This is a genomic window from Mogibacterium kristiansenii (assembly GCF_009695905.1).
GTDB classification, from domain to species: domain Bacteria; phylum Bacillota; class Clostridia; order Peptostreptococcales; family Anaerovoracaceae; genus Mogibacterium_A; species Mogibacterium_A kristiansenii.
Genome location: NZ_VUNA01000003.1, coordinates 156,395 through 171,688, shown reverse-complemented (window position 1 = coordinate 171,688; position 15,294 = coordinate 156,395). Strand labels below are relative to the sequence as shown.

Annotated in this window: 12 protein-coding genes; 11 read left to right on the top strand and 1 reads right to left on the bottom strand. The window is 54.5% G+C overall.

Annotation, left to right across the window (positions count from 1 at the left end):
* Positions 1–788 precede the first annotated feature (788 nt).
* The gene (locus tag FYJ65_RS02675; RefSeq protein WP_206157288.1) at positions 789–2,102 is read right to left on the bottom strand and encodes a BaiN/RdsA family NAD(P)/FAD-dependent oxidoreductase; all 1,314 of its coding nucleotides are present in this window, start codon (positions 2,100–2,102) and stop codon (positions 789–791) included.
* A 102-nt stretch (positions 2,103–2,204) separates the two neighbouring features.
* Between FYJ65_RS02675 and FYJ65_RS02670 the strand changes: the two genes are divergently transcribed.
* The 11 genes from FYJ65_RS02670 (at position 2,205) to FYJ65_RS02615 (ending at position 15,236) form a co-directional block, all read left to right on the top strand.
* Positions 2,205–3,173: an RNA polymerase factor sigma-54 gene (locus tag FYJ65_RS02670; RefSeq protein WP_206157287.1), complete on the top strand. Its 969-nt coding sequence runs from the start codon at positions 2,205–2,207 to the stop codon at positions 3,171–3,173.
* Positions 3,174–3,633: 460 nt separating this feature from the next.
* On the top strand, positions 3,634–4,824 hold the full coding sequence (locus FYJ65_RS02665) for a pyridoxal phosphate-dependent aminotransferase (protein ID WP_154553803.1): 1,191 nt from the start codon (positions 3,634–3,636) through the stop codon (positions 4,822–4,824).
* A gap of 144 nt (positions 4,825–4,968) precedes the next feature.
* Positions 4,969–5,436, top strand: a complete 468-nt coding sequence (locus FYJ65_RS02660) for an S-ribosylhomocysteine lyase (RefSeq protein WP_154553802.1) — start codon at positions 4,969–4,971, stop codon at positions 5,434–5,436.
* Complete coding sequence (locus FYJ65_RS02655) at positions 5,426–6,193, top strand: 5'-methylthioadenosine/adenosylhomocysteine nucleosidase (RefSeq protein WP_154553801.1); 768 nt, start codon at positions 5,426–5,428, stop codon at positions 6,191–6,193. Before FYJ65_RS02660 ends, FYJ65_RS02655 begins: the two co-directional genes overlap by 11 nt.
* A gap of 1,227 nt (positions 6,194–7,420) precedes the next feature.
* Positions 7,421–8,713, top strand: coding sequence for an O-acetylhomoserine aminocarboxypropyltransferase/cysteine synthase family protein (locus tag FYJ65_RS02645; protein ID WP_154553800.1), 1,293 nt, complete (start codon positions 7,421–7,423; stop codon positions 8,711–8,713).
* 111 nt (positions 8,714–8,824) lie between these two features.
* Positions 8,825–9,757, top strand: coding sequence for a cysteine synthase A (cysK, locus tag FYJ65_RS02640; protein WP_154553799.1), 933 nt, complete (start codon positions 8,825–8,827; stop codon positions 9,755–9,757).
* A 130-nt stretch (positions 9,758–9,887) separates the two neighbouring features.
* Positions 9,888–10,316 carry an RrF2 family transcriptional regulator gene (locus FYJ65_RS02635; protein ID WP_154553798.1) on the top strand — a complete coding sequence of 143 codons (429 nt, stop codon included), beginning with the start codon at positions 9,888–9,890 and terminating at the stop codon, positions 10,314–10,316.
* Between the two features lie 35 nt (positions 10,317–10,351).
* The gene (locus FYJ65_RS02630; protein ID WP_154553797.1) at positions 10,352–12,025 is read left to right on the top strand and encodes a [Fe-Fe] hydrogenase large subunit C-terminal domain-containing protein; all 1,674 of its coding nucleotides are present in this window, start codon (positions 10,352–10,354) and stop codon (positions 12,023–12,025) included.
* On the top strand, positions 12,018–13,187 hold the full coding sequence (locus FYJ65_RS02625) for a SpoIIE family protein phosphatase (RefSeq protein ID WP_154553796.1): 1,170 nt from the start codon (positions 12,018–12,020) through the stop codon (positions 13,185–13,187). Before FYJ65_RS02630 ends, FYJ65_RS02625 begins: the two co-directional genes overlap by 8 nt.
* A 19-nt stretch (positions 13,188–13,206) precedes the next feature.
* Entirely contained in the window at positions 13,207–14,550 is a 1,344-nt protein-coding gene (locus FYJ65_RS02620; protein ID WP_330650702.1) for a replication-associated recombination protein A, read from the top strand.
* Positions 14,547–15,236: a PrsW family intramembrane metalloprotease gene (locus tag FYJ65_RS02615; protein ID WP_206157286.1), complete on the top strand. Its 690-nt coding sequence runs from the start codon at positions 14,547–14,549 to the stop codon at positions 15,234–15,236. Before FYJ65_RS02620 ends, FYJ65_RS02615 begins: the two co-directional genes overlap by 4 nt.
* Positions 15,237–15,294: the final 58 nt, after the last annotated feature.

Genomic DNA, 15,294 nt, shown 5'->3' with positions numbered 1-15,294 from the left:
CAAGCACGGGCTCCATTGCACATAAAGTGTAGCTGGTGCTATGGACATCCATTCCGATTTTTAGTATTCTATTCATAAATGACCTCCTTTTGTATGTGGTAAACCACTGTCTATTGATTTAGTCGTCAATTACAGTATAGTGGCGAATCCACGATATTACAAATGTGAGGTCATTTCATATTATCTTATTCTTCCGTCGAGAGGCGCAAACCCTTCACCGGGAAATCCGCCCGGAGCCAGTGTGAGTTTGCGCCCCCCTCCCGGGAAAGCCTTATTACTCCGTTGAGAGGCGCAAACCGGTTGCCCGGAAAAGGCGCCGGCGGCCGTGGGAGTTTGCGCCTCCTTCCCGGGAAAGCCTTATTTCTCCGTCGAGGGGCGCAAACCCTTCACCCGGAAAAGCCCCCGGCGGCTGCGGGAGTTTGCGCCTCACTCCCGGGAAAGCCTTATTTCTCCGTTGAGGGGCGCAAACCCTGCACCCGGAAAAGGTGCCGGCGGCTGTGTGAGTTTGCGCCTCACTCCCGGGAAAGCCTTATTTCTCCGTCGAGAAGCGCAAACCTTTCACCCGGAAGAGGTGCCGGCGGCTGTGTGAGTTTGCGCCTCACTCCCGGGAAAGCCTTATTCTTCCGTCGAGGGGCGCAAACCCTTCACCCGGGAAGAGCCCCCGCCGCCGGCGGGAGTTTGCGCCTCCCTCCCGGGAAAGCCTTATTCTTCCGTTGAGAGGCGCAAACCCTTCACCCGGAAAAGCCCCCGGCGGCTGTGTGAGTTTGCGCCTCCCTCCCGGGAAAGCCTTATTCTTCCGTTGAGGGGCGCAAACCCTGCACCGGAGAATCCGCCCGGAGCTTTTTCTGAAGGGATTCGGCGCACACCGAGGCGGAGGAAAAGGCGAACTGCAGGTTGTAGCCGCCGGTAATTCCATCCACATTCAAAGCTTCCCCTACGGCGAAGAGACCGGGATGCTCCCGGAATTCCATGGTGCGCAGATCCAGCTGGGACAGGGCGATGCCCCCGCGGGTGGCCATGGCTTTGTTCCAGTCCGGGAGGCTTTCTACCGTAAAGGTATCGTCGCAGAGAAGAGCGGACACTTTCTTTGGGGAAAGTCCGTTCACATTCGAGCTACCCCTAAAAACATCATCCGCGTCGATGGATTTTCCGAGGCTCCGCAGGAGAATGCTCTGGCAGAAGCGTCGCGGCAGGCTCAGCCGGGACGCCATGGCGGAAACCGGGTTTCCCTTCTTCCCGCTGAAAATCTCGGAGAGAATTCCGGTAACTTCCTCCCGGCTCCGGGGATACACGTAGTTGATGTGGAGTGCATCCCCGGGCTCGGCCGCGCCGCAGATGTTCAGCGCGGCCGGGCCGGAGAAATCCCGATGGGTAAGGAGCAAGTCTCCCACGCTCCGCTGGATTTTTTTGCCGGGAGCGGTAACGGAGAGTTCCGCGGTTTCAAAGGACAATCCGGCCACGGGGCCATAGGGATACGAGCGAACCGCTACCGGTGCCAGCACCGGCCGGGGGGAAATCACTTCCACATCCAGGTCCCGGCTCAAAACGTCCCACATGCGGCCGTTTGAGCCGGTAGCCGGGAAGGATTTTCCCCCGGTGGCGATGACCATCGCCGCGGTTCGGAAGGCGGAGCCGTTGTCGCAGGCGACCTGCCAGCCGGCGTCCGGGAGCCGAGTCACTTGGGAAACTCGGAATCCTTTTTTTAGGGCGAACCCGTTCTCCGCGGAAAAATCCAGAAGAAAGTTCAATATATCCTGAGCCTTCTCGGATTTTGGGAACACCCGGCCTCCGTCCCGGGAGAAGGAAGGAATCCCGTGGCGGTCCAGAAAATCCACGAAAGCGTCGTTGTTGTACCGGTAAAGCACTCGGCGGATGGCACGGCCCTGTTCCCCGTAGGCCGCCACCATGTCCTTTACGGAACCGTCGTGGGTGAAATTGCAGTGCCCGGCGCCGCTCATGCGGAGTTTGGTCCCCGGGGAATCCGTCGCCTCCAGTATCAGGCCGGCCCCTTTCGGCGAAAAGGCCGTCAGATCCAGCCGGGCGGCGGTGAGAAGCCCCGCCGCCCCGCCGCCGATAATGATGCAGTCGTATTTCTTATCCATGCGTACCTCCGAAATCAATATTCTTTCAGTATAACAAAGACCGTCGGAAGTTGCCACAATACGGGGTTGAAAAGAAAAGCCTTTCACATGTATAATCGAAGTATGAACGAGAGAAATGAGACGAGAAAAGTGAATCATCCTCTGTACATGAGCCACCTGGCCCTGGCGGAATACGTGAACTGGGAGATGTCCGCGGCTCCGGTGCTTTTGGCGGAAACCTGGAAGAACAGCAAGTGGGCGGATGCCGTGGTGATTACCGGCCCGGACCGCTACGAGGGTTTCCTGCAGTGGCAGAAGTTCCACCGGGAGACCGGAAAGGACGTGGCGGCTTACGAGCATTGGGTTGCCCGAAAAACAGACCTGCATCGCCATCTCCTTCGCCAGCTGGAGGACTCAGGCTTGGGCAGCGGTTCCTATCGAGCCTGCCGCTACATGATTACCCGGCTGACCGACGAGGGCTACCTTCGGTACAACCGAAACGAGGCGGCGGAGATTTGTTATGCCAACTCCTGGGACGTGGAGCTGGCCGAGGGCATGCTCCAATCCATGGATCCCATCGGCGTGGGCACGGCAGACGGGGCGCAGTGTGTTCGGTTTCAGCTAAAATCAGGTTCGCCGGCAATTCCGAAACCGGGCATCCGGTATCGTGACCGGGCGGCGGAGCCTTACGTGGTGCCGGATATCGTGATTCGGCGCGGCCGAGAGCAGGCGGATGCCTTCCTGGATATGACCGGCATTCCGATGCCGCTGGTGGACAACCGCTACCGGTCGGTGATTCCGGATCTGACGGACCCGACAAAAATAGATTTTCTCTCCAACTGTTTCCGGGAGGCCGAGGATTTGATTTACAATTTGAACGTGCGAAATTACTTCCTCCTCCGGGCAGCGGATGTTCTGACGGAGGCCAATCAGGACTTTTTCTTGGGGCGGCAGGAACTTCCGACGGAGATTACCTCTTTGAAGCTGAGTACCGAGACGGGAATCCCCCTTCCGGAAGTCGAAGGAATCCTTCGGGGAAAGTACGTCCGGTGCGGAAGAGATTTGTATTCTTTGTCTTATTTTCTCGGGTAGACTTTGGGAAAGAAGGTATATAAAAAACCAATGCATACATTTGATGGAATTTGAAATTTTGATGAAAAATACAAAAAATTCTTGACACCGCCGAGCAAACTGATAAAATGAATGAGTAAAGTTTGTTTTTAACGGGCTTCATTAAATTTGTTATTCTACACTTGCCATTTGTATTGTGCAAAGACCACCCCCAGGATACTAGCTCGGCATCTGGCAAGTATAGAATATATATGCATAGTAATGTGTTGCAAAGGGTCCCTCGGGCGTACGCCCGAGGGACCTTTCCTGTTTTTGGAATGCAAAACGCGGGGTGTAAAAAAAATCGGCAGTTGTTATTTTTTTACAAATTACAAAAAATAAACACAATTTATTGAAAAATATTTCTTCATTGTGTTAAAATTACTTTGTTCGGAAATCCGAACGTCAACGTATTGAGGTAATAGTAGTAAGGAGAAAAGACATGATTGCAAAAAGCATGGAACCGTTCCTCGTTGGAAGCTCTGTCATCAGAGCGATGTTCGAGGAAGGAAAGAAGATGGCAAAAGTTTTCGGTGAAGAGAATGTATATGATTTCAGTGTAGGCAACCCGGGACTGCACCCACCGAAAGAAGTAAAGGAAGCCATCAACTATATCAACAACGAGATGGATCCCCATGTGGTTCACGGCTACATGGCAAATGCCGGCTATGAAAGCACCAGACAGGCCGTAGCGGACAATCTGAACAAGCGTTACGGTTCGGATTTTGACATGAACAACATCATCATGACTGTTGGTGCGGGATCCGCCCTGAACGTTATCATGAAGACCGTATTCGATCCGGGCGACAAGCAGGTGGTATTCGCTCCGTACTTCGTAGAGTATGCCAACTGGGCACGCAACTACGGTGCAGAGACCATCGTGGTTCCGCCGAACGAAGCCAACGGATTCGAGCCGGATCCGGAAGCACTGAAGGCTGCACTGGATCCAAAGGTAAAGATTGTTATCATCAACAACCCGAACAACCCGACCGGTGCCATCTATTCCAAGGAGACCATTCAGGCAATCGCCGATGTTCTGAAGGAAGCGGAGAAGGAATACGGACACCCAATCTACATCCTGTCCGATGAACCGTACAGAGAACTGGTATACGTGGACAGAGAAGTTCCGTACATTCCGGATTTCTACGACAACACCCTGATCGCATACTCCTGGTCCAAGTCTCTGTCCCTGCCGGGTGAGAGAATCGGATACATCGCAATTCCGAAGAAATCCGACAATTCCGAGGAGTTCTTCAATGCAGCGGTTGTTGCCAACCGTGTATGCGGAGACACCAACGCACCGTCCCTGATGCAGCTGGTGGTTGAGCGCTGCATGGACGCGCAGGTAGATATTCCGTATTACGAAAAGAACGCGAAAGACCTGTACAAAATCGTAACCGATGCCGGATTCGATGCACTGGTTCCGCAGGGTGCATTCTACCTGTGGATCAAATCTCCGGTGGCAGACGAGAAGGAGTTGGTTGCGGCAGCAAAAGAGGAGAGAATCCTCATGGTTCCGGGAAGCGCATTCGCTTGCCCAGGATACGTAAGACTGTCCTTCTGCATTTCGAACGAGACCATCCAGAGATCGGCGGAATCCTTCGCAAATCTGGGAAAGAAATACTTCGGCTAGTCGGACGTGTAATTGAACAGAAACAGGGCGGCGCTCCACATTTTGTGGCGCCGCCCGCTTTTTTTACGAAAAATCCCGGAAGTTGGCAAAAAACCCCGGATATGCTATTATGTTAGGGATTCTTTTAGACAAAGGAGAAAAAACATGAAGAAAATTGCAAGCTTTACCGTAAATCATGACACCCTTCAGAAGGGCATGTACATCTCCCGCATCGATGGGGATGTGGTGACATACGACATTCGCATGAAGCGCCCAAACATGGGGGACTACCTCACCAACGGAGCGCTCCACACATTCGAACACCTTTTTGCCACCTACGCGCGGAACACGGCGCTGGCGGATTCCGTCATTTACATCGGACCGATGGGCTGCCGCACGGGTTTTTACTTCCTGGTTCGGGACACGGTGAGCCATGAGGAGGCGCTGAATCTGGTAAAAGAATCCTTCGCGTTCGTCCGGGATTTCGACGGGGAGATTCCGGGATCTCGCCGGGAGGAGTGCGGCAATTATTTGGAGCACGATCTGCCGGGTGCCAAAGCGGCGGCAAAGGACATGCTGGACGTGCTGAAGGATTGGACTGTGGAAAGGATGGATTACAACTATGGAAAATAAGAGAAACGGCATTGTCGGAACCTCAGGCCCGCGGCCGGTGGGAATCATCTGCGCGCTGGAGGTGGAGCTGAAGGACCTGTTGGCGGAGCTCCGGGACCGGGAGGATGTTGCGTTTAACGGATACGAGTTCCACTGCGGCCGTTTCGGGGAAATCCCGGCGGTGCTGGTGCAGTGCGGCGTGGGAAAGGTGAATGCGGCGCGTGGGACCCAGATGCTGATCGACGCCTTCGGTCCTTGCTGTGTGATCAACAGCGGAATTGCCGGCGGAACAAAACCGGGTCTGGCTATCGGCGATATCGTGATTGGCGAGGATTTGGCGCAGCACGATTTTGATGTGACTGCTTTCGGATATGCCCTCGGGTATATGTGCACCGGAGAGAACAGCAGTGAGCCGACCCGCTTTACGGCGGAATCGGTGCTGGTGGAGGAACTGGAACAGGCGGCCCGCACGGCGGCGCCGGAGCGGGGCGTGCACCGTGGCCGAATCGTCAGCGGCGACCAGTTCATTTCCGGAGCCGAGAAGAAGAAACAGCTCCGGGAGGCGTTCAATGCGGTGTGCGCGGAGATGGAAAGTGCGGCCATCGCCCAGACCTGCCAATACGCCGGAGTGCCTTTCGGCATTCTCCGGGTAATCTCGGATCTGGCCGACGGAACGGCACCGGAATCCTACGATCGGTTCGAGCGCACCAGCGCCGACCTGTCTGCGGCAGTGATTTTGGAATTCTTGAAAATCCACCGGAAGCTCCGGGCAGAATAATGTAAATAGTGGAAGAGAGTGATGATGAGAAGAGATGCACGAAGGCCGTGAAAGCCTTTCGTGCATCTCTTTTCATCTTTCATCTAAACGCGGCCCGGGTCTAATTCGGGCGGCCGGTACAAATCGGAAAATTGATGCAGGAACACTGAAAAATGATGTTCCTGCATCAATTAGTCCGCAGCTTCCAGCTTCCGGTTCGCGCCTGATTCCCCGCAAACCCAATGAATTCGGTTTTTGAGCGCGAACCGAGAGGCCGGGAATCTGAAAAAGCCGGCCCGTGCACAAGGAAAGTTCGCGCCTGATTCCCTGCAAACCCAATGAATTCGGTTTTTGAGCGCGAACCGAGAGGCCGGGAATCTGAAAAAGCCGGCCCGTGCACAAGGAAAGTTCGCGCCTGATTCCCTGCAAACCCAATGAATTCGGTTTTTGAGCGCGAACCGAGTGGCCGGGAATCTGAAAAAGCCGGCCCGTGCACAAGGAAAGTTCGCGCCTGATTCCCCGCAAACCCAATGAATTCGGTTTTTGAGCGCGAACCGAGAGGCCGGGAATCTGAAAAAGCCGGCCCGTGCACAAGGAAAGTTCGCGCCTGATTCCCTGCAAACCCAATGAATTCGGTTTTTGAGCGCGAACCGAGAGGCCGGGAATCTGAAAAAGCCGGCCCGTGCACAAGGAAAGTTCGCGCCTGATTCCCTGCAAACCCAATGAATTCGGTTTTTGAGCGCGAACCGATGGGCCGGGAAAAAGGAAAAGCCGGCCCGTGCACAAGAAAAGTTCGCGCCTGATTCCCTGCAAACCCAATGAATTCGGTTTTTGAGCGCGAACCGATGGGCCGGGAAAAAGGAAAAGCCGGCCCGTGCACAAGAAAAGTTCGCGCCTGATTCCCTGCAAACCCAATGAATTCGGTTTTTGAGCGCGAACCGATGGGCCGGGAAAAAGGAAAAGCCGGCCCGTGCACAAGAAAAGTTCGCGCCTGATTCCCTGCAAACCCAATGAATTCGGTTTTTGAGCGCGAACCGAGTGGCCGGGAAAAAGGAAAAGCCGGCCCGGCCTCAAGATATAATAACAATCTATAACCCACTATTTATTATTGAAAATTGACGGGAGACCCGGATGGAGTTATTATAATGCTACCAACCAACCTAGTAAGTAGGCAAAAGAAAAACGCCGGACGGGCAGCGCCCGAGCAAACAAAAGACTGGACGATAGTAGAAACAAGGAGAAAAAACAATGGCTAACAATAATAATTACAAATTCGAGACACTGCAGCTTCACGTAGGACAAGAACAGCCGGATCCGGCCAGCGATGCGAGAGCCGTTCCAATCTACGCCACCACATCTTACGTATTCCATAACAGTCAGCATGCGGCAGACCGCTTCGGTCTGGCGGATCCGGGAAACATTTACGGCAGGCTGACCAACTCCACCCAGGGCGTTTTCGAAGATCGAATCGCCGCACTGGAGGGAGGCGTTGCAGGACTGGCAGTCGCCTCCGGCGCCGCTGCAATCACTTACACCATCCAGGCTCTGGCACAGAAGGGCGAACACATCGTTGCTCAGAAGACCATTTACGGCGGCAGCGTTAACCTGCTGGAGCACACCCTTCCGCTGTACGGCATCGAATCCACACTGGTGGACGTACACAAGCTGGACGAAGTAGAAGCGGCAATTAAAGAGAATACGAAAGCACTTTACATTGAAACCCTGGGAAATCCTAACAGTGATATTCCGGATATCGAAGCATTGGCGGAAATTGCCCACAAGCACGGGCTGCCGCTGGTCATCGATAATACATTCGGCACACCGTATCTGATTCGTCCGATCGAACACGGCGCAGATATCGTGGTTCATTCCGCTACCAAATTCATTGGCGGTCACGGAACCACCCTGGGTGGCGTCATCGTGGACGGCGGAACCTTTGACTGGGCCGCTTCCGGACGCTATCCATGGATTTCGGAACCGAATCCAAGTTATCACGGCGTTAAATTCACGGAGGCAGCAGGTGCGGCAGCATTTGCCACATATATCAGAGCGATTCTCCTCCGGGATACCGGGGCTACCATTTCTCCATTCGCGGCATTCCTCCTTTTGCAAGGCACCGAGACACTGTCCCTCCGAATCGAGAGACACGTGGAGAACACGAAGAAGGTCATCGAATATCTGTTGAACAACCCGAAGGTAGAGAAGGTCAACCACCCATCGCTGCCGGATCATCCGGACCATGCGCTGTATGAGAGATACTTCCCGAACGGCGGAGCTTCCATTTTCACATTCCAGATTAAAGGCGGAAGAAAAGAGGCATTTGAATTCATCGACAACTTGGAAATATTCTCCCTGCTGGCCAATGTGGCAGATGTGAAATCTCTGGTCATCCATCCTGCAACTACCACTCATTCTCAGATGACACCGGAGGAGCTGGAAGACGCCGGCATTCACGAAAATACCATTCGTCTGTCCATCGGAACAGAGCATATCGACGACATCATCGCGGACCTGGAAAAGGGTTTTGCCGCAGTGAAATAGGGGTGTTTCGTATAGGGGTATACGAAAGATTAGGGAGCGGGGAAGGTTGATTCGATCGACCTTCCCGATTATAATAATTTTAAGATGAATCATGAGAGAAAGGATCGAATCATGGCAAAAGTATATACATCGGCCGATCAGCTGGTCGGCGGTACGCCGCTTCTGGAACTCACGAATCTGGAGAAGGAATTGGGGCTGAAGGCGCGTATTCTGGCAAAATTAGAATATCTCAATCCGGCAGGATCCGTAAAGGACCGGGTGGCAAAAAGAATGATCGAGGATGCGGAGGCTCGCGGGGACCTGAAAGAAGGTTCTGTCATCATCGAGCCGACTTCCGGAAATACAGGTATCGGCCTGGCAGCCATTGCGGCGGCAAAAGGATATCGAATCATCATCGTGATGCCGGAGACCATGTCTGTGGAACGGCGCCAGCTGATGAAGGCGTACGGTGCAGAGCTGGTACTTACCGATGGCAGCAAGGGTATGACCGGAGCCATCGAGAAGGCCAATGAACTGGCGAAGGAAACACCGGGCGGATACGTTCCGGGACAGTTTGTGAACCCGTCCAATCCGGCGGCACACAGAGAGACCACCGGTCCGGAAATTTACCGGGATACCGATGGAGAAGTGGATTACTTTATTGCCGGAGTGGGCACCGGCGGCACTGTCACCGGCGTGGGTGAATACCTGAAGAGCCAAAAGCCGGAGGTAAAGGTCATCGCGGTGGAGCCGGCATCGTCTCCGGTTCTGACTACCGGAAAGGGCGGTCCGCACAAGATTCAGGGAATCGGTGCCGGTTTCGTACCGGACGTGCTGAACACAAAGGTGTACGATGAGGTCATTCCGGTATCTAACGAGGATGCCTTTGAATACGGCCGCAAAGTGGGAAGACATGAAGGCGTGCTGGTGGGAATTTCCTCCGGTGCGGCAGTAGCTGCGGCAGTGGAAGTGGCAAAGAGACCGGAGAGCGAAGGAAAAACCATCGTGGTACTGCTGCCGGATACGGGAGATCGGTACCTGTCCACACCGCTGTTTTCGGAATAAGGAAAGCCGAGGCGAAATTATTTTTACGGAAAAATGAAGAGGGTCGCTGTTCTGCAAGAAGGTTGCGGGACAGCGCCCTTTGTGGTATATTCCAGTTGAAACGGATTAGCATTGAGTAGGAGGGTGTAAAATGTTGGTCTCAACGAGAGGGCGTTATGCCTTGCGGGTGGTTATCGATTTGGCGGAGAATGCCAACGGGGGGTATATTCCCATGAAGGATGTGGCAAATCGCCAGCGTATCTCTCTGAAATACATCACGAAAATCATGCCACTGCTGACGAAGGGCGGCTTGGTGGAAGGGGTTCACGGAAAGGGCGGCGGATATCGGCTGCTGAAGGAGCCTCAGGACTGTACGTTGGGGGAGATTTTGCGGCTGACGGAGGGAACTCTGGCGCCGGTCAATTGCGTGGAGCTCTGTTCGGAGCCTTGCGACCGGGTGGAAGATTGCCGTACTCTTCCCATGTGGCGGAAGCTGGACGAGCTGATTGAGAATTATCTGGACAGCGTGACCGTTGCGGATTTGATGCAGCGGAATCTGGCGGATAATTACATTATATAATTTACTAATACGATGTTTTGTGGAAAGGAGCAGTCATGGCACATTGCCTTACTCTTAAGAAATCCAATTGCAAGAATTGCTATAAATGCATTCGAAACTGCCCGGTGAAGGCCATCCGGTTTTCCGGCGATCAGGCCCACATCATCGCCGACGAATGCATCCTCTGCGGCCGATGTTTTGTAGTCTGTCCGCAGAACGCCAAGGAGATTGTCAGCGAAGTGGAGAAGGTCAAGGTGATGATTCAGAGCGGAGAGCCGGTAATCGCCAGCATGGCCCCTTCTTTCATTGCCAATTACGACGGCGTGGGCATCGACGCGATGCGGGAAGGTCTGCAGAAGCTGGGTTTTGCAGATGTGGAAGAGACGGCGATTGGAGCGACCATGGTAAAAACAGATTACGAACGCCTGGTGCACGAGAAGCAGAAACCGGTGATCATCAGTTCTTCCTGCGCGTCCGTTAACCTGCTGATTCAGAAGCACTATCCGGAGATGATTAAATATCTGGCGGATACCCTTTCGCCGATGCAGGCCCACTGCCGCGACATCAAGCGCCGGAATCCGGAGGCCAAGACCGTGTTTATCGGCCCTTGTGTGGCGAAGAAGGACGAGGCACAGCGGTATCCGGGAATCGTGGACGCGGCCCTGACCTTTGAGGAGCTGACAGAATGGCTGGAGAAGGAAAACGTCCGGCTGGAGAAGAAGGTGGACAGCAATCCGGAAAGCCTGGCCCGCATCTTCCCGACGGTGGCGGGCATCCTTCGAACCATGAAGGACCGGGATCCGGAGTACGAATACGTGGCTGTGGACGGAATCGAGAATTGCATCGCTGCTCTGGAAGATGTGGCGGCCGGACGTGTGAACAACTGCTTTATGGAAATGTCCGCCTGCAAGGGAAGCTGCGTGAACGGACCGGTGATGGAGAAATACCATCCATGGTTCATCACCGACTATCTATCGGTGACCCGGTATGCGGGAGATAAGGACTTCCCGGTGGAGCAACCGGAGATTAGCGAGCTTTCCAGACGATACGATATTCTGGAGGGCATGAAGGATATGCCGACGGAGCGGAAGATTCAGGAAATTCTCAGCAAAATGGGAAAGAAGAAGCCGTCCGACGAACTGAACTGCGGTACCTGTGGGTACGATACTTGTCGGGAGAAAGCCATCGCTATCTATCAGGGCAAGGCGGAAATCGAAATGTGCCTGCCGTACCTGAAGGAAAAGGCGGAAAACTTCTCCAACATCATCTTTGACAACACGCCGAACGGACTGCTGGTGCTGAACGAGCGCTTGGAGATTCAGCAGATTAACCCGGCGGCCTGCCGAATCATGAACATCCGCAGACCGTCCGATGTGCTGGGATCCCAGATTGTAACACTGCTGGATCCGAAGCCGTTCCTGGATGCCCTGGAGAGCCGGAAGAGCGTATTCCAGTGCGCATACCTGGCGGAGTACGACCGGTACGTGGAGGAGCAGGTGCTGTATGACCAGAGTTACCGGATGCTGTTCTGTATGCTGGAGGACGTGAGCGATGAAGCGGCAGAGCGGGAAAAGAAAGCGGAAATGCGGCGCCAGACCACCGAAGTTGCGGACAAGGTGGTGGAGAAGCAGATGCGTATCGTTCAGGATATTGCATCCCTGCTGGGAGAGACGGCAGCGGAGACGAAGATTGCGTTGACGAACCTGAAGGAGTCCATGAAAGATGAATGATTTAAGCGTTGACATCGGATACAAGAGCATCAACCATTACGGAGAGTATCTGTGCGGGGACCATGTGGATGTGGTGCAGCAGGAGAACAACGATTCCAAAGTGGTGGTGCTGGCGGACGGACTGAAGAGCGGTGTGAAAGCCAGCATTCTGTCCACCCTCACCGCAAAGATCATTTCCACCATGATGGCTCATGGCTTGTCCCTGGAGGAGTGCGTGAATACCATCGCCGCCACCCTTCCCATCAGCTCGGAGTACGGGGTGGCCTATTCCACCTTCACCATCATGCACATTATCGAGAATGAGACCATGAGCCTGATTCAATACGATAACCCGCTGGTTATCATGATTCGGGACTGCAAGGTGGTGGATTATCCGAAGATTGAGAGCATCATCGACGGAAAGAAAATTTATCAGTCGAAAATCCCGTTGCGGGAAAATGATATTTTTATCGCCATGAGCGACGGCTGCCCGGGGGCCAACGACACGCTGAGCTACAACAAGAACTGGACGGAAAAGGAAATCGGGGATTTTATGGAAACCATCTCCCCTATCGGCTATACCGCCAAAACCCTGGCGTCCATCCTGATTGAGGAGTGCAACAAGCTGTATGACGGCAAGCCCATCGACGACACCACGGCCTGCATCGTGCGGGTGATCAAGCGGTCTCAGGTGAATCTAATCTTCGGACCGCCGGCGAACCGGGACGACTGCGATCGGATGATGTCCCTGTTCTTTTCCAAAGAGGGCAAACACATCGTCTGCGGCGGAACCACCGCATCCATTGCGGCGGAATATCTGGGCAAGAGCATTCGCACCAGCTCGAAGTACAACGTGAAAGGGGCACCGCCGATGTCGGAAATCGACGGGGTGGACCTGGTGACGGAAGGCGTGGTGACGATTGACAAGGTGCTGAAATACGCCAAGGACTACGTCTCTCGGGACGAGTCCTACACTGAATGGAGCGTGCAGCACGATGCCTCGGCGCTGATCAGCCGAATCCTTTTTGAAGAGGCCACGGATATCAACTTCTTCGTGGGCCGCGCGGTGAATCCGGCCCATCAGGACGTGAGCATTAATTTTAACGTGAAGATGTCCCTTGTGGAGGAGCTGTCCCAGTGCCTTCGGAAAATGGGAAAGAGCGTAAAGGTAAGTTACTTCTAAAGACGAAAGGAATTAGAGATTGAATCAGATTTCGATGTTTGACAATGTGGACACGACGGCGAACGAGCCGCTGGCGGAACGACTGCGTCCTCGGACGCTGGAGGAGTTCGCGGGTCAGAAGCATCTGATTGGAAAGGGCAAGGTGCTCTCCAATCTGATTGCCAACGACCGGGTGACCTCCATGATCTTCTGGGGGCCGCCGGGGGTGGGAAAGACCACTCTGGCAAAAATAATCGCCAACACCACCCAGTCCCGGTTCATCACCTTCAGTGCGGTGACCAGCGGAATTAAGGAAATCCGCCAGGTGATGCAGGAGGCGGAGCAGAGCCGGAGATTCGGCGAGCGGACCATTGTCTTTATCGACGAGATTCATCGCTTTAACAAGGCGCAGCAGGATGCTTTCCTGCCCTTTGTGGAAAAGGGCAGCATCATTCTCATCGGCGCCACCACAGAGAATCCGTCCTTTGAGGTGAACGGGGCGCTGCTGTCCCGCTGCAAGGTATTCGTGCTGAAGGCCCTGCAAAAGGAAGAGGTGGTGGATCTGCTGAAACGGGCCATCCGGGATCCCCGAGGCTACGGGGACAAGGATATCGTCATCACCGATGAAATGCTGGGGGCCATTGCCGTGTTCTCCGGAGGCGATGCCCGGTCGGCGCTGACCACCTTGGAAATGCTGATTCTCAACGGAGACTACTATACGGAGGCAGATGGAGGCCAGCGCATTACGGTGACCCGGGACACCTTCGAGCAGTGCACCTCCAAGAAAATGCTTTTGTACGATAAGGATGGGGAGGAGCACTACAATCTGATTTCCGCCCTGCACAAATCCATGCGGAATTCCGATGCGGATGCGGCGGTGTACTGGCTGGCGCGTATGCTGGAAGCGGGGGAGGATCCCCTCTACGTGGCGCGGCGGGTGACCCGTTTCGCCGCAGAGGATGTGGGTCTGGCGGACCCGCGGGCCATGGAGATTGCCATCGCGGCCTACCAGGCCTGCCACTTCATCGGCATGCCGGAATGCTCGGTACACCTGACGGAGGCAATCATCTACCTGTCCCTGGCACCGAAGTCCAACGCCATGGAGACGGCCTATTTCGCCGCCCGGGACGATGCTCGGCAGCACCTGCAGGAACCGGTTCCGCTGCACATCCGAAACGCACCCACTAAGCTCATGAAGGAGCTGGATTACGGAAAGGGCTACAAGTACGCCCACGATTTCGAGGAAAAAGTCACCGCCATGCAGTGCCTACCGGATTCTCTGAAGGATCGGCAGTACTACAACCCAACGGAGCAGGGGAACGAAGGACGGTTCAAGGCTCGCTATGAGCAGCTGAAAGAATGGAAGGAGAACCACCGGAAATGACAATTTTACTGCTGGCAGCGCTGCTGCCGCCGCTGTTTCTGATGATTAAAATCTACAAGCTGGACAAGGTGGAAAAGGAGCCGGGGGGGCTGATCGTAAAGCTCTTGATCTTCGGCGTGCTGACCACCGTTCCGGCGGCCTTTCTGGAAGGCTTTCTGATTAGTCTGGTGGGAGGCGTCATCTCCCCGAAAACCACCCTGTTCATCCTGGTGGAGAATTTCTTCTGCGTGGGATTGGTGGAAGAAGGGGTGAAGTATTTCGCCCTAAAGAAGGGTTCCTGGAACCACCCGGCCTTCAACTACACCTTCGACGGCATCGTCTACGCGGTAGCGGTATCCATCGGATTTGCCGCCGCGGAGAACGTGCTCTACGTGATGGAGTACGGAATGGCCACGGCGGGAGTCCGTGCGGTCACCTCCATCCCGGGCCACTGCATCTTTGCCATCTACATGGGTATTTCCTTCAGCCTGGCAAAATACTGCGAAGTGCACGGGAATCTGCCCCTGCGGAAAAAACATCTTCGCAACGCCATTCGGATTCCGATGCTGCTGCACGGATTTTACGATTTCTGCGCGTCCATGAAGGAGCCGATTTGGACCATCATTTTCCTGGTGTTCATCGTGGCGCTGGATGTGGCTGCCTACAAGAAGGTGAACGAGATGGAACGGCAAGACCGGCCACTTTAATATTATGAATCTAAAAGAAGGGCGAAAGGAGCGCTGTTGCAGCGCGCCGTTCCATATG

Bases quoted from the DNA above. Each gene is read 5' to 3' on its own strand.
- FYJ65_RS02675 (WP_206157288.1), bottom strand. From the start codon at position 2,102: ATGGATAAGAAATACGACTGCATCATTATCGGCGGCGGGGCGGCGGGG.
- FYJ65_RS02670 (WP_206157287.1), top strand. From the start codon at position 2,205: ATGAACGAGAGAAATGAGACGAGAAAAGTGAATCATCCTCTGTACATG.
- FYJ65_RS02665 (WP_154553803.1), top strand. From the start codon at position 3,634: ATGATTGCAAAAAGCATGGAACCGTTCCTCGTTGGAAGCTCTGTCATC.
- FYJ65_RS02660 (WP_154553802.1), top strand. From the start codon at position 4,969: ATGAAGAAAATTGCAAGCTTTACCGTAAATCATGACACCCTTCAGAAG.
- FYJ65_RS02655 (WP_154553801.1), top strand. From the start codon at position 5,426: ATGGAAAATAAGAGAAACGGCATTGTCGGAACCTCAGGCCCGCGGCCG.
- FYJ65_RS02645 (WP_154553800.1), top strand. From the start codon at position 7,421: ATGGCTAACAATAATAATTACAAATTCGAGACACTGCAGCTTCACGTA.
- cysK (WP_154553799.1), top strand. From the start codon at position 8,825: ATGGCAAAAGTATATACATCGGCCGATCAGCTGGTCGGCGGTACGCCG.
- FYJ65_RS02635 (WP_154553798.1), top strand. From the start codon at position 9,888: ATGTTGGTCTCAACGAGAGGGCGTTATGCCTTGCGGGTGGTTATCGAT.
- FYJ65_RS02630 (WP_154553797.1), top strand. From the start codon at position 10,352: ATGGCACATTGCCTTACTCTTAAGAAATCCAATTGCAAGAATTGCTAT.
- FYJ65_RS02625 (WP_154553796.1), top strand. From the start codon at position 12,018: ATGAATGATTTAAGCGTTGACATCGGATACAAGAGCATCAACCATTAC.
- FYJ65_RS02615 (WP_206157286.1), top strand. From the start codon at position 14,547: ATGACAATTTTACTGCTGGCAGCGCTGCTGCCGCCGCTGTTTCTGATG.